This window comes from Micromonospora sp. CNZ285 (assembly GCF_004637285.1).
In genome coordinates this window covers 109,947-124,191 of sequence record NZ_SPQD01000001.1, presented here as the reverse complement: position 1 = coordinate 124,191, position 14,245 = coordinate 109,947, and the positions used below count along the sequence as shown (strand labels likewise).

At 75.3% G+C, this 14,245-nt stretch carries 13 protein-coding genes; 7 read left to right on the top strand and 6 right to left on the bottom strand.

The features are described 5' to 3' along the window. Nucleotides 1-37 precede the first annotated feature (37 nt). Nucleotides 38-1,186: an RsbRD N-terminal domain-containing protein gene (locus CLT75_RS00575; RefSeq protein WP_135238979.1), complete on the top strand. Its 1,149-nt coding sequence runs from the start codon at nt 38-40 to the stop codon at nt 1,184-1,186. A 47-nt stretch (nt 1,187-1,233) separates the two neighbouring features. Next, entirely contained in the window at nt 1,234-1,686 is a 453-nt protein-coding gene (locus CLT75_RS00570; protein WP_071096201.1) for a GNAT family N-acetyltransferase, read from the top strand. A 46-nt stretch (nt 1,687-1,732) separates the two neighbouring features. Here the strand turns inward: CLT75_RS00570 and CLT75_RS00565 are convergent, their stop codons facing one another. Genes CLT75_RS00565 through CLT75_RS00550 form a run of 4 tightly spaced genes read right to left on the bottom strand, consistent with a single transcriptional unit; the run spans nt 1,733 to nt 9,399 of the window. After that, the gene (locus CLT75_RS00565; RefSeq protein ID WP_135238978.1) at nt 1,733-2,458 is read right to left on the bottom strand and encodes an ABC transporter ATP-binding protein; all 726 of its coding nucleotides are present in this window, start codon (nt 2,456-2,458) and stop codon (nt 1,733-1,735) included. Further along, nucleotides 2,458-3,492, bottom strand: a complete 1,035-nt coding sequence (locus tag CLT75_RS00560; protein ID WP_013284833.1) for an ABC transporter ATP-binding protein — start codon at nt 3,490-3,492, stop codon at nt 2,458-2,460. The genes CLT75_RS00565 and CLT75_RS00560 overlap by 1 nt, the downstream gene beginning before the upstream one ends. A 1-nt stretch (nt 3,493) precedes the next feature. Continuing rightward, nucleotides 3,494-6,217, bottom strand: a complete 2,724-nt coding sequence (locus tag CLT75_RS00555; RefSeq protein WP_135238977.1) for an FtsX-like permease family protein — start codon at nt 6,215-6,217, stop codon at nt 3,494-3,496. Next, nucleotides 6,214-9,399 (bottom strand): FtsX-like permease family protein, encoded by a 3,186-nt coding sequence (locus CLT75_RS00550; RefSeq protein ID WP_135238976.1) that lies wholly within the window; start codon nt 9,397-9,399, stop codon nt 6,214-6,216. Before CLT75_RS00550 ends, CLT75_RS00555 begins: the two co-directional genes overlap by 4 nt. A 290-nt stretch (nt 9,400-9,689) precedes the next feature. Here CLT75_RS00550 and CLT75_RS00545 point away from each other — a divergent pair, with 290 nt between their 5' ends. Further along, a complete protein-coding gene (locus CLT75_RS00545) occupies nt 9,690-10,535 on the top strand; it encodes a hypothetical protein (RefSeq protein WP_135238975.1) in 846 nt (281 codons plus the stop codon). 145 nt (nt 10,536-10,680) lie between these two features. Here the strand turns inward: CLT75_RS00545 and ligD are convergent, their stop codons facing one another. Beyond that, entirely contained in the window at nt 10,681-11,706 is a 1,026-nt protein-coding gene (ligD, locus tag CLT75_RS00540; RefSeq protein WP_135238974.1) for a non-homologous end-joining DNA ligase, read from the bottom strand. A gap of 47 nt (nt 11,707-11,753) precedes the next feature. Here ligD and msrB point away from each other — a divergent pair, with 47 nt between their 5' ends. Next, entirely contained in the window at nt 11,754-12,164 is a 411-nt protein-coding gene (msrB, locus tag CLT75_RS00535; protein ID WP_135238973.1) for a peptide-methionine (R)-S-oxide reductase MsrB, read from the top strand. A gap of 25 nt (nt 12,165-12,189) precedes the next feature. Here msrB and CLT75_RS00530 read toward each other — a convergent pair whose 3' ends face one another. Then, the gene (locus tag CLT75_RS00530) at nt 12,190-12,465 is read right to left on the bottom strand and encodes an isoamylase early set domain-containing protein (RefSeq protein ID WP_013284827.1); all 276 of its coding nucleotides are present in this window, start codon (nt 12,463-12,465) and stop codon (nt 12,190-12,192) included. 155 nt (nt 12,466-12,620) lie between these two features. Here CLT75_RS00530 and CLT75_RS00525 point away from each other — a divergent pair, with 155 nt between their 5' ends. From CLT75_RS00525 to CLT75_RS00515, 3 genes are all read left to right on the top strand, one after another. Continuing rightward, entirely contained in the window at nt 12,621-12,881 is a 261-nt protein-coding gene (locus CLT75_RS00525) for a hypothetical protein (protein WP_013284826.1), read from the top strand. Nucleotides 12,882-12,935: 54 nt separating this feature from the next. Beyond that, nucleotides 12,936-13,607, top strand: coding sequence for a hypothetical protein (locus tag CLT75_RS00520; RefSeq protein WP_135238972.1), 672 nt, complete (start codon nt 12,936-12,938; stop codon nt 13,605-13,607). 103 nt (nt 13,608-13,710) lie between these two features. Continuing rightward, complete coding sequence (locus tag CLT75_RS00515; protein ID WP_135238971.1) at nt 13,711-14,154, top strand: GNAT family N-acetyltransferase; 444 nt, start codon at nt 13,711-13,713, stop codon at nt 14,152-14,154. Nucleotides 14,155-14,245: the final 91 nt, after the last annotated feature.

Here is a 14,245-nt window from a genome sequence, read left to right as displayed (position 1 = left end):
TTGTGCCGCGTCGACAACCGGAGGGCGGCGGACGCCGATGACCCGGATCGGACAGGCCCCGACGTTCGGCGCGCTGCTGCGCGACCTGTCCGCCGATCCGGCCGCCGTCGACGAGGTGGCGCGGGCGGCCCGCGCGGACTCCCCCGAGGTGGCCCGGCTGCCGGCCGACGAGGTACGCCGCCAGGTCGTGCTGCTGCTGACGAGCGGCCTGGGCGCGCTGGAACGCCGTGAGGACCCGGCCGGACGCGACTTCGCCGAGGCCCGCCGGCTGGGCGCGGACCGGGCCGCGCAGGGCGTCTCGGTGGCCGGTCTGCTGCGCGGAGTGCAGGCCGGGCGGGACCGCGCTGTGGAGCTCGTGGTCCGGCACGGACGGGCCGCCGGCATCCCGGACGAGGTGCTGCTGGAAGGGCTGCTCACCATCGGCCGGTACGCCGCGGCGGTGGAGCGGGCGGTGGTCGACGGGCACCGCGGCGCCGAGCGGGAGCTGGCTCGTACCGGCGCGGCGGCCCGGGCGCACCTGCTGCGGCGGCTGCTGCGCGACGGCCCGGCGGGCCTGCCCCCGGCCGAGCTGACCCGGTTCGGGCTGCGGCCGGACGGGCGCTACCACTGCCTGGTCGCCGCGCCGCCCGACCCGGTCCGGGCGTACGCGCTGCACCGGCAGCTCACCGCACGGGGCGGCCTGCTCGGCACGGTCGGGGACCGGCTGGCCGGACTGCTGCCGCGACCGCCCGGCGCCGTACCAGCCGACCTGCTGACGCTGGTGGCGCCCGCGCAGCCGCTGGCGCGGGCCCCGGACATGTACGCGCTCTGCCTGGCGGCGCTCGCCACGGCGGCGAACCGGCGGCTGCGCGGGCTGCGTCAGGTCACCGACCTGGCCGGGGAGACCGCGCTCGCCGCCCAGCCGCTGCTGGCCGAGCTGCTGCGCGGCACGCTGCTCGGCGCGCTCGATCCGGCCGACGAGTTCCACCGGGAGCTGGCGGGCACCGCACTCGCCTGGCTGCACCACGGCCAGCGGCTGGACCAGACCGCCGCCGAGCTGCACGTCCACCCGAACACGGTGCGCTACCGGCTGCGGCGGCTGCGGGAGCTGACCGGCGGGCCGCCGGTCGAGGAGGGCGCCAGGTGCACGGTGCCGGAGACCGTGCACTGGTGGTGGGCGCTGCGCAGCTGGCTGGACGACGGCTGACGCCGCCCGGGCGACACCGGCGCGCGGCGCTGTGCCAGGCTGGCCCGGTGACCGAGGTGATCTTCCGGGAGGCGGTTCGCGCCGACCTGCCCGCCGTGCTCGCGCTGCTCGCCGACGACGTGCTGGGCCGCACTCGCGACCTGCCCGAGGTGGACGAGGCGTACGAGCGGGCCTTCGCCGACCTCGACGCGGACCCGCGCAACCACCTGATCGTGGCCGACGACGGCGGGGAGCTGGTGGGCTGTTTCCAGCTCACGTACATCCCGGGCCTGGGCCGGCACGGCGCCGAACGCTGCCTGATCGAGTCGGTGCGGGTCCGCTCCGACCGGCGCGGCCACGGTCTGGGCCGGACGATGATGCGCTGGGCGATCGACAGGGCCCGGGAGCACGGCTGCGCGCTGGTGCAGCTCACCACCGACAAGCAGCGCGCCGACGCGCACCGGTTCTACCGCGACCTGGGCTTCGTGGCCAGCCACGAGGGCATGAAGCTGGCGCTCTGACCCGGTGCCGGGCCGCCGCCCGAAGGCGCGCGGCCCGGCACCGGGGTCAGTCCTCCGACACCAGCCGGCCGTCGCGCAGTGTGAGCGTACGGTCGGCCAGCTCGATCAGCGCCGGGTCGTGCGTGGCGACGAGCGCGGTCATGCCCCGGGCGTGCACCACCGCACGCAGCAGGTCCATGATCGACCGCCCGGTCTCGGAGTCGAGCTGACCGGTGGGCTCGTCGGCGATCAGCAGGTCCGGCTCGTTCGCCAGCGCCCGGGCCACCGCCACCCGCTGCTGCTGCCCGCCGGACAGCTCGTACGGACGCTGCGCCGCGTGCCCACCCAGCCCGACCAGCTCCAGCAGCACCGCCACCCGCTGCTCCCGCTCGGCCGCCGGCACCTTCGCCAGCCGCAGCGGCACCCCGACGTTCTCCGCCGCGGACAGGATCGGCACCAGGCCGAACGTCTGGAACACGAACCCGATGGTGCCCCGGCGCAACGACAGCAGCTCCCGCTCACCTGCGGCGGTGACGTCGTGCCCGGCCACCCGGATCCGCCCGGCGTCCGGCCGGTCCAGGCCGCCGACCAGGTTCAGCAGCGTGGTCTTACCGGCGCCGGAGCGGCCCCGGACGGCGAGCAGCTCGCCGCGTCCCGCAGTGAACGAGACGTCCCGCACGGCGTGCACCGCGTGCTCCCCCTTGCCGAAGGTGCGGCTCACCCCCTCGACCCGGACCACGTCGTCGACGGCCGTCCCCGGCACCGCCGGCAGCACCACTGTCTGGTCGGTCATCACTCACTCTCCTCGCCGTGCGCCCGGTCGCCGGGGCGCACCTCGACGTGGTCGGGTTCCAGGTTGAGCCGGACCCGGTCGCGCAGGGACAGCGCCTCCACGAACTGCGCCGGCAGTTGCATCCGGCCGGTGCGGTCGAGCACCGCGTACTCCTCGCTGACCATCTCGGTGCCGCCGTCGGCGGTGACGCGCGCGGTCCGGCGTACCTCGGAGGCGGTCCGGCCGTCGCGGATCGCGACGGTACGGCGGACCTGGCCGGCCACGGCGTGGTCGTGGGTGACCACCACGATGGTGACCCCCAGTTCGGCGTTGATGGTGCGCAGCGCGGCGAAGACCTCGGCGCCGGTGGCCTCGTCCAGCTCACCGGTCGGCTCGTCGGCGAAGAGGATCTCCGGGTCGTTCGCGACCGCTACTGCGACGGCGCAGCGCTGCTGCTCGCCGCCGCTCATCTGGCCCGGCCGGCGGTCCGCGCAGTAGCCGACGCCCACCATGTCCAGCAGCTCACGGGCCCGTTCCCGCCGCTTGCGCCCGCCGCCGGCCCGCCCGGCCAGCTTCATCGGCAGTTCCACGTTCTCCAGCGCGGTCAGGTACGGCAGCAGGTTGCGGCCGGTCTGCTGCCAGATGAACCCGACCACGTCCCGCCGGTACGCGAGCCGCCGCTTGTTCGACAGCGACAGCAGGTCGTAGTCGGCGACCCGGGCGATGCCCGCGGTCGGGGTGTCCAGGCCGGACAGGATGTTCAGCAGCGTCGACTTGCCGGAGCCGGACGCGCCGACGATCGCGACCAGTTCGCCCCGGTCGATGACCAGGTCGAGGCCCTGGAGCGCGACGACCTCGACGCCCTCGGTCTTGAAGATGCGCACCAGGCCGTCGCAGACGATGTGCCCGCGCAGCCGGTCGCGCCCGCCGGCCCGTTCGGCGGCCCGCTGGGCGGCGCGCTGTTGCAGCGACGCCAGGTCCGGTACGGCAGACGACGGTTCGTCACGCGGCGTGAGACGCGCCGGGCCCGGGTGGCCGGAAGCGGTCGCGGTCATGTCAGCTCTCCTCTCCGAGCCGCAGCACCTCGCCGAGGCGCAACCGGCGGTTGTTCACGGCTTCCACGGTGATCGCGAAGCCGAGGGCCAGCATGGCCAGGACCGACACCCCAGCCACCAGGCCGGGTTCGAAACTCGGGCGCACGTCCACGCCCCCGGTGAAGGCGGGCAGGCCGAGCACCGGTGTGAGCAGCAGCGGCAGCAACGCGCCGACCACCGCTCCGGTGAGCACCGACACCAGCACCAGCGGCGTCAGCTCCACCATCAGCAGTCCGCGCCACTGGCGGCGGGACAGGCCCATCGTGCGCAGCCGGGACAGCACCTGCCCGCGCGAGCGGGCCCCGGCGAGCACCGCGAGCGCGAGCCCCAGCAGCCCCAGCGCGGCGCCGCCTCCGGCGCCGAGCACGAAGCCGAACACCAGCAGGCCGTTCACGCCGGTGCCGCCCAGGTCGGCGCGCACGGCCGCACGGGTCGTCACCTCCGGGGCGCGGGCCTGGGCGCCGGCGTCGACCCCGCCGATGCGCAGGTAGCGCCGCTGCCCGTCCCGCGCCACCCGGTCCACCTCGGCCGCGTCCACACCGGACCCGGCGAGCACGAAACCGGTCGGCGCGAGCTGGTGCGGGGCGTCGGCCGGCAACGCCGGCCACGGCAGCACCACGAACCGTCGTACGCCCTCGCCGACGAGCGCGAACCCGTCGACGGTGGCGGCGGTCCGCACCGGCAGCCGGTTGCCCTGCACGTCCAGCCAGGCGGGCCGCTCGCCCCGGGCGTCGGCGAGCCCGGCGTCGGCCAGTTCCTCGGCCACCGCCGGGGACACCAGCGCCGGCAGCGGCGTGCTCCCGTCGGCGCGGGCCCGCACCGGGTCGGGCACCTCCACCGGTACGCCGGCCTCCCGTGCCACGTCGGCGAACCGCTCCCCGTCCACGAGCACCACGCGCAGCTCGGTGATCGGGGCGGGGCGTCCGGCGCGATCGGAGTACGGACGTTCGGCGGGCACGGTGAGCAGCGGCGCGACAGCGCGTACCCCGGGCAGTTCGGCCAGTTTCTCCGCGGTGTCGGGCGTGAAGCGCTCCCCGCGTACCAGCAGGTCACCGGGCACGGCCTGGGCGGCGGCGGTGTCCCGGCCGGTCTCGATGCCGGTCGCCACCACGCCGCAGAACGCGGCGGTGGCGACGGCGAGCACCACCACGACCAGCGGCCCGGTGCTCGCGGCCCGGCCCGCGCGGGCGGTGCCGAGGAACGCGACGCTGCCGCGCGCCCGGGCGGCGACGCGGCTGACCAGCCGCAACGGCCAGGGGTACGCGCGCAGCGCCAGCAGCGCCGCCGCGATCGCCAGCAGCACCGGCACGGAGACCAGCAGCGGGTCCACCGAACCGGCGGTGAGCCCGCGACGGCGCAGCAGGAACGCGCCGAGCACGGCGAGCCCGAGCACGACCACCTCGACGGTGAGCCGGACGGCGGGCGACCGGCCGCCCAGGTCGGCGCGGCCACCGGCCCGGCGGCCGACGGCGAGCGCGGCCAGCGGCGGCAGCAGCGTGGCCAGGAGCGCGGCGATCACCACCCAGCGCCACGACGCCCCGGTGCCGGGCAGCAGCCCGCCGAGCAGCCAGCCGATCCCGGCCGCGGCCGGCAGCACCAGCAGCGACTCGGCCAGGCCGCGGCGCAGCACCGCGCCGGTCGAGCCGCCGCGTGCCCGGATCAGGTGGAACTCGGCGCGGCGGCGGCGCGCGGCCAGCCGGGCGGCCAGCAGCGTCAGCCCGGCCAGCGTGGCGAGCAGCCCGGCCGCGATGACCGCGAGCAGGGTACGCGCAGCGGCCAGCGAGTCGGCGAAGCGCCGCAGCGGGATGTCCACGCCCTGGCTGAGCGTCGCCACGGCGGGACGGCTGCGCTCCAGCCCGTCGACACCGGCGATCAGCGCGTCGAGGCGGCCCGGTTCGAGCCGGTCCGGGGCGATCCGGTACCGCCAGCCGAAGCTCACCGGCCAGCCGGTCGCGACGGCCTCGTCGACGCCCCCGTCGGCGGTGTAGGCGACGCCCACGAACGGGTCGCCGTCGCCCTCGGGCGGGGTGAGCTTCAGCATCGACGGCAGCGTGTCCCAGACGCCGTCGGCCGGGTCGTTCGGCCGCCACACGCCGACCAGTTGGACCGGGAGGGACTTGAGCACGTTGTCATCCTGGTCGAGGATCAGGAGCAGGAACCGGTCGCCGGTCTTCACGCCGAGCGTGCCGGCGATCGTCTCGGCGAGCGTCACCTCGACCGTGCGGGCCGGGGCGACGGGACGTTCCGGCCACCGCCCGTCGACCAGGGTGGCCGCCTCCTTGATGCCGGTACCGGCGCGCAGGTGCACGTCGATGAGCCCCTTCTCGGGGGCGAGCGTCGGGCCGCGCAGCCGCCCGGGCACGGTCTGGGCCACGTACCAGCGCTGACCGATGGTGTCCCGGACCTCGGCGGGCATCGCCTCCTCGATCCCGGCCAGCTCGGCCGCGTGACCGGTCACCGCGGCGCGGGTGGACGGCGGGAACGCGGTCGGCGCGGTGCTGTACGTGAGGTCGCGGCGGGCCACCGGCTGACCGGCGACGTACTCGGTGAGCCCCTGCCCGGTCAGCCGGTCGGCGACCCGGGGCACGCCGGTGATCAGCAGGGCGGTCACCAGGGTCAGGACGGCGAGCAGCAGGAACTGCCCCCCGTATGCGCGGACCCGGCGCGCGGCACCAGGAAGGCTCATCGATCTCCTCCGATCCGGAGCTGCGCGGCGGCGACCCGCTGGCGGATGCCTGTGGTGATGAGGGCGGCGAAGGCGAGCGCGGCGAGCAGCAGCCCGGCGGCCGTCGCCCCGATCGGCACCCAGGGCACTGTGAAGACCGCCTCGGGCACCGGCCGGCCGGCGGCCGGGGTGAGGATCACCAGCGGCACCATGGTGGCCGCGACGAGGGCGCCGACGAGCATGCCGACGCCGACGCCGATCGCGGCCAGGAACGTCTGTTCGGCGAGGTACGCGCGGGCCAGCAGCCGGGTGTTCGCGCCGAGCGTGTTGAAGACCGCGAACTCGGTGAGCCGGCGGCGGGTGGTGGCCCAGACGTCGACCGCCAGGCCGACCAGGGCGAGCAGCACCGAGCCGAGCGCGGCGGCCAGCAGGCCGGTGCGCGCGCCCTGCCAGTACGGATCCTCGGCGGCCTCGGCGGCCACCGCCCGCCGGTCCAGCAGCACCGTACCGCCGGTCGAGGCGAGCGCGTCCGCGGCAGCGGTGTGCCCGCCGGGCGTGCTGCCCAGCCACCACTCGGCCACCGGCCGGACGCCGCCGCTGCGCTCCAGGAGCTGCGTGGTGGCGGTGGGCAGGTCCACCAGCACCCCGTCGCCCCCGGTGCCGGGCACCGCGGCGACCTGGCCGACCACAGTGACCTCGAGCGTCACCTCGGCGACCGACAGCTTGACCGTGTCGCCGGTCTTGACGCTCATCGCGGCGGCCACGCCGGGGGTGACGAGCACCGGCACCGGACGGTCCGGCACCTGCGGCACCAGCGCGAACCGGGACGACGGCACCCGGGCGAACTGCAACAGCCCGGCGGGTACGTCGAATCCCTGCACCCCGTCGATCCGGGTCGGACTCACCCTGGCGGTGCCGCGTGGCCCGGCGCCCGGGTCGATCACCCGCCAGGACCCCTCCACCGGCAGTTTCAGGTCCGTCCCGGCGGCGTCGGTGAGCCGCAGCTCGTCCAGGAGCAGCCGGTACGAACTGCCGGTGGCGTCACCGCCGTCGGCCTCGAAACCGGCCAGGCGCAGCGGGGCGCCGCCGCTGTCCGGCAGCGGCACCGAGAAGCGCACCGGCTTCCCGTCGCCGTCCCCCTCGGCGAGCCGGACCCGCCAGGTGGCCCCGGCGTCGGTGACGAACAACGCGGTGACAGCCACCCGGGGCCGCTCGTACATGCTCTCGACCGGGGTGCGCACGGTGCCGGACAGCGTCTTCGCCCCCTCGGGCAGGACGCCGCCGACCGGCGCGGTCCGGCCGCCGGCGAGCCGGTCCAGCAGGGTGCCGGTGGACGCGTCGCCGCCGGTGTCGTCGAGCCGGATCAGCCCCTTCGCGGCGGCGGCGTCCAGCGCCACCACCGTCGCCGGCCGGGCCTCGCGGCCCACCCGTACGTCGTCGCGCCAGGCGGGCAGCACCCGGTCCACACCCGGTACGGCGGCCAGCTGGGCGGCCCGGTCCACCGGGGCGGTGCCGTCCCGCTCGGTGAGCCGCAGGTCCGCGCCGACCGTGTGCTGCGCCTGGTCCCGCTGCGAGCGTTCCCACGAGGCGACCAGCGACCAGGCGAGGGTGCTGCCGCCGACGGCGAGCGCGAGCAGCAGCACCGGCCCGGCGTGCGGGCGCCGGCCCGCCTGCCACATGCCGAACATGGTGGCGTTCCACGTGCGCCGGTCGACGAAGCGTTCCGCGAGCCGGGTGATCGGCGGCAGCAGCCGCAGCGCGATCACCGCGCCGGCCAGCACGCCGATGGTGGGCGCGGCGGCCAGCAGCGGGTCGATGCCGAGGCTGCCGTTCGCGCCGGCGAGCGGCGAGGAGTACTGCCGCAACTGGGTCCAGGCGAGCACCGCCAGGGCCACCAGCGCGATGTCCACGCTCGCCCGCTGCACTGCCGCTCCCCGGGTGGGCCGGGACCGGGACGCCATGTCCGCGACGTACGTGCCGGCCCGGCGCATCGCCGGCAGCACCATGGCGAGCAGGCAGCCCACCGCCGCGCCGACCGCCACCACCCACACCCGGGCCAGGTCGCCGTCGGCCAGCCCCAGATCCGCGCCCAGATAATGGATCGCCTGCCCGGTCAGCGCCGGGGCCAGCAGCAGCGCCGGCGCCACCACGAGCGTCGCCTCGCGTACGGCCAGCCCGGCGATCTGCCCCCGGGCGGCGCCCCGGGCCCGCAGCAGCGCGGTCTGCGCCCGCCGGTCCTCGTTGAGCAGCGCGGCCACCAGCACCAGCGCGTACCCGCCGAGCACCACGATCAGCAGCAGCGGGGTGAGCAGCGCGGACCGGCCCACCAGATCGGCCCGGCTGAGCCGGTCGACGAGCCGGTCCAGGTGGCTGACCTGCTGCAAGGAGTCACCCAGGCCGGTGGCCTCGGGCAGCTTCTCGGTGATCTCGTCCAGCGCCGTGGTCACAGCGGGCAGCCGGGCCGGCTCGACCGCCACCAGGTCGGGGTCGACCAGCCAGGCCGCCGAGGTGGAACCCGGGAAGGTACGCGCGAAGTCGGCCGGGTCCAGCGCGAACGGCCCGTACGAGGTGACGGCCGCGTCGCCCTGGCTCTCCCCCACTCCTGGGGCGAGACGCCAGTACGCCTCGGACGCGTCCCGTGGGCGCCACGTGCCGACGACCACCACGGTGCCGGCGCGTTCGGCGCCCCTGTCGTACAGCGGGACCCGCTCCCCGACCTCCAGGCTCAGTTGCGCGGCCACCTTCTCCGGCAACGTCACCTGCAACGGGTTGCTGCCGGGCACCGGCCACGCCCCGGCGGCCAGTTCGGCGTGCGCCGGCAGGTCGTCGAGCGTGGCCAGGTTGGCGAACATCGGGTCGTCGTCGGTACGGGCGGCGCCCACGTCCCCGGTCAGCTCCCGCCCGGTCCCGGCGCGGCTCGCGGCCACGGTGACCGGCGCGCCGCCGAGCCCGTTCGCGAACTGTTCCCGTACCGCCCGGTCCCGCTCGGCGAACGCGGCGGCGTCGGCGCCGCCGGAGCCGCTGATCAGCAGGCTGCGCTCCTCGGCCGGGGCGGCGTCGAGCACCGCCCGCGCGCCGGCCTCGACCGCACGGCGGTTGTAGTCGGAGAGACCGGTGACCAACGCGACCGCGACAAGTGCCGCGACAGCGGCGGCGAGCAGCAGCCCACGGGCCTCTATCGCCCGCCTCCACACCAGCTTCATCCGACGTCCTCTCCTGGCCCCGGCGGGCCGATGCCGACAGAGAGCAGTGACACCCACGAAAAGGTTCGCGCCCGTTACATGATCGTTATCGGTCCCGGGGCCCTCTCCCCGCCCGCCGCCGCCCCGCCGCCGCCCCCGGCCCCGTCGATCTTGGAGTTGTGGCACCTCGAATGCGCTCTATGTGGCTTTTGGGAACGACCACAACTCCAAGATCGACGGGGAGCACCGCGCGGAGGGGACGGCTGTCCACAGGGGCGGAATTTGCGGGCGGCGGACGGGAAGGTGGGCGGGTGTGGCGGTACGGGGAGTTGCTGGCGGGTGGGATGAGCCGCGGGGCGGTACGGCACCAGGTGGGGGCGGGACGGCTGGGCCGGCTGTCCCGGGGTGTCTACGGCTGCACCGACGACGAGACGAGCCGGTTGCGCGCCCTGTTCCGGCGACTGCCGCCGGGAACCGTCGCGGGATTCCACACCGGCGCGCTCCTGCACCGGTTCGGGGCGGTGCCCGACGACCGGGTGCACGTGATCGTGCCGCCTGGTGTGAGTGCCCGGCGGATCCGGGGCGTGGTGACGCATCAGACGGTGCTGCCGGTGCCGGACGCGGTGGAGATCGCCGGCATCCCCTGCGCGCCCGCCGCCCGCTGCGCCGTGGACCTGGCCCGGGTGCTCCGGCGGGCGGACGCGCTGCCGGTGCTCGACCTCTGTCTCCGCGCGGGCGCCTGCCGCCGCGAGGACCTGCTCACCGAGGTGACGTGGCACGCCGGCCTGCGGGGAGTACGGCAGGCGGGGGAACTGATCGCGCTCGCCGACCCGCGCCCGGAGTGCCGGCAGGAGAGCCAGTTACGTCTGTTGCTGATCGACGGCGGGCTGCCGCCGCCGGAGCCCCAACTGTGGGTTCCCGACCGGGACGACATCCCGATCTACCGCCTCGACCTGGGCTATCGCGACCGGCGGATCGGCCTGGAGTACGACGGCGGATCCCACCTCGACCCCGGCCGGCTGCACCACGATCGATCCCGGCTCAACTGGCTGGCCGAGCACGGCTGGCGCATGCGGGTCTACACCGCCACCGACCTCTACCGCCGCCCCCGGCACATCGTCGCCTCGGTGCGGAGCATGCTCACCGCCCCCGCCTGAGCCATGGTCACCCGAACGCGGCGCACGCCGCGCCACGCCACGCCGCGCCCACCCGCGGTCGAGTGGAACGTCATGGGTGTCTCAGGGCCCCGGAGACACCCATGGTGTTCCACTCGCCGACAACGAGACCGAAGCAGGGGCCGCGTCAGGAGCGGGGGCGGTCGCGATCCTTCGAGGGCTGGACCCGCTTCGGCTCGCCGGGCATCTTCGGGTACTCCGGCGGGTACGGCATGTCGCCCAGCCCGTCGGCGGCGTCCCGCTCGGCCCACTCCAGCAGCGGCGTGATGTCCCACGGGGCGTCGTCGATGCCGGCGTGCGGGTCGCCGCGCTCGGCGAACCGGGCCGGCACCGTGCCCAGGTGGAAGTCGTCCGGGTCGACCTCCGGCAGCTCGCCCCAGTCGACGGGGGTGGAGACGGTGGCGCGGGCGTTGGCGCGCAGCGAGTACGCGCAGGCGATGGTGCGGTCCCGCGCCATCTGGTTGAAGTCGACGAAGACGCGCTCGCCCCGCTCTTCCTTCCACCAGGCGGTGGTGACCAGCTCGGGGCGGCGGCGTTCCAGCTCCCGGGCCAGCGCGATGGTGGCGCGGCGTACCTCCACGAACGTCCAGCGCGGCTGGATGCGCAGGTAGACGTGCACGCCCCGGCCGCCGGAGGTCTTCGGCCAGCCGGGCACGCCCAGCTCGTCGAGCAGACCGCGCAGCTCACCGGCGGCGGTCACCGCGTCGGCGAAGTCGGTGCCGGGCTGCGGGTCGAGGTCGACGCGCAGCTCGTCCGGGCGGTCGGTGTCGGCGGCGCGCACCGGCCACGGGTGGAACACCACCGTGCCCATCTGCGCCGCCCAGGCCACGTGGGCCAGGTCGGCCGGGCACAGCTCGTCGGCAGGGCGGCCGCTGGGGAAGGCGATCCGCGCGGTGCTGACCCACGGGGGCACGCCCCGCTGCGGCACCCGCTTCTGGAAGAACATCTCCCCCTCGATGCCGTCGGGGAAGCGCTGGAGCGTCGTCGGCCGGTCGCGCAGGGCGCGCATGATCCCGTCGCCGACTGCGAGGTAGTAGCGGAAGACGTCGGCCTTGGTGAAGCCCCGCTGCGGGAAGATCACCCGATCGGGGCTGCTCAGCCGCACCGTGTGCCCGGCTACCTCGATCTCCTCGACCGCACCCTTGCCCGCCATCACGCGACCATATGCGATGCCACCGACACCCGACGTACCGTTGAGGGGTGAGTCTTTCCGACAACGAACTGCCCCGTACCGAGGACGAATGGCGCGTCCGGCTGAGCCCCGAGGAGTTCCGGGTGCTCCGCGAGGCCGGCACCGAGGCGCCCTGGACCGGTGAGTACGTCGACACCAAGACCCCCGGCGTCTACCACTGCCGGGCCTGCGGGCTGGAACTGTTCCGCAGCCAGGACAAGTTCGACTCGCACTGCGGCTGGCCGAGCTTCGACGACGCCATCCCGGGCGCGGTCAAGGAGATCCCGGACAACACGCTCGGGATGCGGCGCACCGAGATCCGGTGCGCGCGCTGCGACAGCCACCTCGGGCACGTCTTCGAGGGTGAGGGCTTCACCCCGAAGGACACCCGGCACTGCGTGAACTCGATCTCGGTACGGCTGGAGCCCAGCGCCGGCTGACGACGGCGTCACAGCGACGGCGGCGTCACAACCGCAGCAGGCCGCCGGCCTCGTCCACCTGGTCGGCGGCCTCGTCGTCCAGCCACACCCCGCCGGTGGCGAGGTAGCGGAAGCGGTACTCCCCCGGCTTCAGCCGGACCGTCACGGTACGGGTGCCGTCGCGGCGCGGCACCAGCTCGTGCCGGCCGGGCTCCCATCCGTTGAAGCAGCCGACCACGCTCACCGTGCCGGCGGGGGTGTCCCGGGGCAGCGAGAACGTCACCCGGGTCTGGTTGCCGAAGAGCTTGTTGCGCTTGATCACGAATCCTCCGGGGAGTTTCGGCGGTCACCGGGGTCAACGCGCGACACGCCGGGAGCGACTCGCCGTGGGGCCGGATCAGGTTCGCCGGTTCCGGTTGCTCGAAGGTGTCGTCTGCGCGACCCTCGGATGACAGGTCCGTTTTCGGGGGGTTTCGCATGGCTGCCTGCGAGGTTTGCGGCAACGACTACTGGATGGCGTTCGAGGTGCGCACCGTCGACGGGTCGCGGCACACGTTCGACTGCTTCGAGTGCGCGGTGCACAAGATGGCGCCGATCTGCGAGCACTGCCAGATCAAGATCGTCGGCCACGGCGTCGAGGTCTCCGGCCGCTTCTTCTGCTGTGCCCACTGCGCCCGCGCCGTCGAGGGCGAGCAGGGCGCCGAGGTACGCGACGCGGTCGGCGCCCGCCCCGCCTGACGCGGGCCGCTCCCGGGGCACCACCGGCGTCGATCTCCGTCTAGCATCCCTCCGGTGTCCCGACGGTTGATCATCGCGGTGGCCCTGGTCGCCGTCCTCGCCGGCTGCGGTTCCACCACCGAGCCCGCGACCGCCCCCGATCCGGCGCTCGTCGCGCCCTCGCCCACCGACGGCGGGGCCGCCGCGGCGCTGCGCGACCGGTACACCGCGACCGGCAGCCTGGCCGGCCTGGCCGAAGAACCCGAGCACGCCAGTGAGCGGCTCGACTCCGACGGTGTCGTCTGCGGTCGCCCGCTGCCCCTGCTCGACCGGCGGCTCGTCGCGTCCACCCGGGTCTTCGTCACGCCGGAAGGCACTCCGGCCGGCGAGTTCGTCGAGGTCGCCCAGGAGACGGTGGTCTACCCGGACGAGGCGGCCGCCGCGGACGCGGTACGGCAGATCTTCGGCCTGCTTGAGGCGTGCGAGCGCGACGAGGAGGACGGGCAGGTGACCGCCGGGCACACCGCCGGGGACCTGCCCGCCGGGCTGGGCGTGCCGGGCCGGGTGGTGTCGGCGACCATGACGGTGCCCGACGGCACCCGTTTCCCGCACCGCTACGGCTGCCTGCATCGGGGCCGGGTGACCCAGTGCGTCGCGGTCTGGACCCGCTCGGCGGCCGATACCGGCACCTGGTTCGAGCGCGCCGTCACCGCCACCGCAACCGGGTTGCGCACGTCGAAGGGCTGAGCCGGCGCGCTGAACCGGCACGCCGGACCCCGCCGGCCCGCCGGACCGCCGCGCGTCCGGGGTACGCACGACCGGCCGGAGACGCGCCGCCTAACCTGGGCCGATGCCCGTCGAGTCCCACCTGGCAAGCTTCGCCGACCTGGACACCAGCACCTTCCACGACCTGCTCCGGCTGCGCATCGACGTGTTCGTGGTCGAGCAGTCCTGCCCGTACCCGGAACTGGACGGCCGGGACGTCGAACCCGGCACCCGCCACCTGTGGCTGAGCAGCGACGGCGCCGTGGTCGCGTACCTGCGGATCCTGGCCGACCCCGGCGGCGTGGCACGGATCGGGCGGGTGGTGGTGGCGCCAGCGGCCCGCGGCGCGGGCCTGGCCGGCGCGCTGATGACCGAAGCCCTCGCCGTGGTGGGTGACCGGCCGTGCGTGCTCGACGCGCAGACGCACCTGGTCGGCTTCTACGCGGGGCTCGGCTTCGAGGTCAGCGGCCCCGGCTACGTCGAGGACGGCATCCCGCACACTCCGATGCGCCGCGACCCGACTCATTGACGTTTGTCGCTTTCTGTGGCAGCGTGCGGGCGGAGCCGCCACGCGGGAGAGGGCAACTCCCGAGTCCGGGCGTCGTGCACCGACACCCCAT

Bases quoted from the DNA above. Each gene is read 5' to 3' on its own strand.
- CLT75_RS00575 (WP_135238979.1), top strand. From the start codon at position 38: ATGACCCGGATCGGACAGGCCCCGACGTTCGGCGCGCTGCTGCGCGAC.
- CLT75_RS00565 (WP_135238978.1), bottom strand. From the start codon at position 2,458: ATGACCGACCAGACAGTGGTGCTGCCGGCGGTGCCGGGGACGGCCGTC.
- CLT75_RS00560 (WP_013284833.1), bottom strand. From the start codon at position 3,492: ATGACCGCGACCGCTTCCGGCCACCCGGGCCCGGCGCGTCTCACGCCG.
- CLT75_RS00555 (WP_135238977.1), bottom strand. From the start codon at position 6,217: ATGAGCCTTCCTGGTGCCGCGCGCCGGGTCCGCGCATACGGGGGGCAG.
- CLT75_RS00550 (WP_135238976.1), bottom strand. From the start codon at position 9,399: ATGAAGCTGGTGTGGAGGCGGGCGATAGAGGCCCGTGGGCTGCTGCTC.
- ligD (WP_135238974.1), bottom strand. From the start codon at position 11,706: ATGGCGGGCAAGGGTGCGGTCGAGGAGATCGAGGTAGCCGGGCACACG.
- CLT75_RS00525 (WP_013284826.1), top strand. From the start codon at position 12,621: ATGGCTGCCTGCGAGGTTTGCGGCAACGACTACTGGATGGCGTTCGAG.
- CLT75_RS00515 (WP_135238971.1), top strand. From the start codon at position 13,711: ATGCCCGTCGAGTCCCACCTGGCAAGCTTCGCCGACCTGGACACCAGC.